Annotated in this window: 1 protein-coding gene and 1 pseudogene; one reads left to right on the top strand and one right to left on the bottom strand. The window is 39.0% G+C overall.

All coding sequences use genetic code 11. The annotated features are described in order from the left end of the window. Nucleotides 1-282: 282 nt before the first annotated feature. Nucleotides 283-2,031 (bottom strand): adenine deaminase, encoded by a 1,749-nt coding sequence (gene ade, locus AC06OU_RS12425; protein WP_475856143.1) that lies wholly within the window; start codon nt 2,029-2,031, stop codon nt 283-285. A 99-nt stretch (nt 2,032-2,130) separates the two neighbouring features. On the opposite strand from ade, the pseudogene AC06OU_RS12430 reads away from it, so the two are divergent. Further along, a pseudogene (locus AC06OU_RS12430) lies at nt 2,131-2,480 on the top strand (beta-carotene 15,15'-monooxygenase); the annotation flags it as partial.

Raw genomic sequence — 2,480 nt, forward strand, 5'->3', positions numbered from 1 at the left:
TCATCCAGCATCGGGTGAAGCTAAAACGATTGAAAAAGTAGAAGAATAATCTAAAGTTCTCCATGGTGCTAATTGCTATGGGGAATTTTTTTATTGGCTATGTTGAAGGTTAGGGTTGATTTAGGATGCAAAGAAATCTTAGGTCAGAGAGTAGAATTGATTTTTCGCCCCAGCAGGACGCTTTCCTCGGGGGGAGCGATAAGCCATCACCCATCTCTAGCGCGCGTGGTTGTGATGTCTTATCTGTCTCACTCATCCAGTAGGAGCCGCCGTCTGGTCAACCTATTCCTGAATTGGAATGTGCTTGTAGGCAACTACGTCAAAAAGCCCGGTATCAGTTAGTTTTAGTTCAGGTATGACTGGTAAGCTTACAAAAGACAAAGTTAATAATAAGTGGAAATCTAAGTTCGGATGAATGGAGGTTAATGATTCATGTAAAATTTTTAACTCTTTAGCAGTTTGTGTTGCAGGTTTATCGGACATTAAACCAGCAATAGGTAAGGAGAGGGATGCTAATACCTTTCCATCATTTATGATTACAACCCCACCCTGTATACTCTCTAAATGTTTACAGGCTACAAGCATATCCTCATCATTTGTCCCCAGTACAATCATGTTATGTGAATCATGGGCGATAGTAGTTGCTATTGCACCCTTCTTAATGCCAAACCCATGCACAATTCCAAGACCTATGTTCCCTGATGCTTGGTGTCGCTCAATTACTGCTAGCTTAAGTAAATCTTGTTCTGTACAAGGAGTGAAGAAACCTTCGATTACAGGAACCTTGAGCACTTTTTTACGAGTTGTAATTTGATTGGGCATTATTTCAATAACATTTGCGGTTCCATCATTGGTTAAGGGGATGGAAAAGTCAGCAACTGAAAGCGTTGGTAATGAGACAGTATTTGCAATATGTTGGGGTAAGTAATCTTCGGAAGCATTTTCTTTTAGCATTTTATTATCTTCAGCAATCTTTAGTCCATTCTTCCAAACTGAACTGGCACGAAAGGATTCCAAGCTATCAATCATAAAAAAGTCTGCAATGAAACCTGGAGCTATGGCACCTTTGTTGTACAATTTGTAGCATTCAGCGGCATTTAAGGTTGCTAACTGAATTGCTTGTAATGGCTCCATTCCTTCCTTGATAGCTAGACGTATGGCATGGTCGATGCTACCTTCCTCTATCAATTCATCCAAATGCTTATCATCCGTACAAAACATAAATCGACGTGCATTTTGTGTATTTACGGCGGGCAGTACATCACTTAAATTTTTGGCTGCAGACCCTTCCCGAATTAAAACATACATACCTTGTGCTACTCGATCTAATGCTTCCTTTGCCGTTATGCATTCATGATCAGTATGGATGCCTGCCACTCGGTAGCCTCTAATTTGATTTGACTTAAGTCCAGCACCGTGACCATCTATAGGAACATTAGCTTTGAGGGCCATTGCAATCTTGTCTAACATATCAGAATCTCCTGAAAGGACAGCGGGGAAGTCCATCACTTCAGCCAACCCAAGCACCTTTTCTTTAGTTAAGAAAGGTTCTAAATCCTTAGCTTTTAATACAGCTCCAGCATGCTCAAAAGCTGTAGAGGGGACGCTAGAGGGTAGCATAATATGAATATCCATCTCGCTTTTTAAAGATTCATCTATCATAAATTGAATCCCATCAGCGCCGGAGACATTGGCTATCTCGTGAGGATCTGTAATAACTGTTGTGACACCATGTGGAAGGAGAATTCGACTAAATGCTAATGGGGTTACCATTGAAGATTCGTTATGTATGTGAGCGTCAATTAGACCGGGGACGACATACTTACCTTTAGCGTCTTCCTCAGACTTTGCTGTATATGCTTCAGTTGTATCCACTGCAACGATATGCCCGTTCGATACAACAATGTCCGCTAATATCCATTCTAATGAAAATACATCTGCTATCTTCGCATTGCGAAGAATGAAATCAGCTTTTTCTTTCCCTTGAGAGGCCAGAATTCTTTCTTTTAGTTGTTCTACATGAATGTTCACAAAGTTGTGCTCCTTTATTTGAATATTTTATTAATTATAGTAGTACTAGGATTATAAGGAAAGCTATAATTAAAATATAATCGTACAGGGGGTATGGAGATGACTTATCGGAAAACACAGATTGCTAATGTAGCATTTGTTTTTTTGTTGCTTGTACTTATTTCTAATTTTCTATTGTATCGACCACAAGTGCAGGATCTTTTTTCACTTCAGCTTAATAGCGGAGTTGCTATTGGGTCTCTTATAGATTTAGCAATCGTTGCTCCTTTACTAATTTATGCAACCTTTAAGATTTCCCTCAAACAAGTAATTGGTCTTATGGTTGGTGGGCTAGTTATTGCTAGATTTTTTATACCTTCTGAATTGTTTTCACCATTTAAAGGAATTCTATATCTCGGAATTGGTTTTGAAGCACTTTTAATATTGGCAGAGTTGAGTTTAATAATTTT

This window comes from Psychrobacillus sp. (assembly GCF_056205495.1).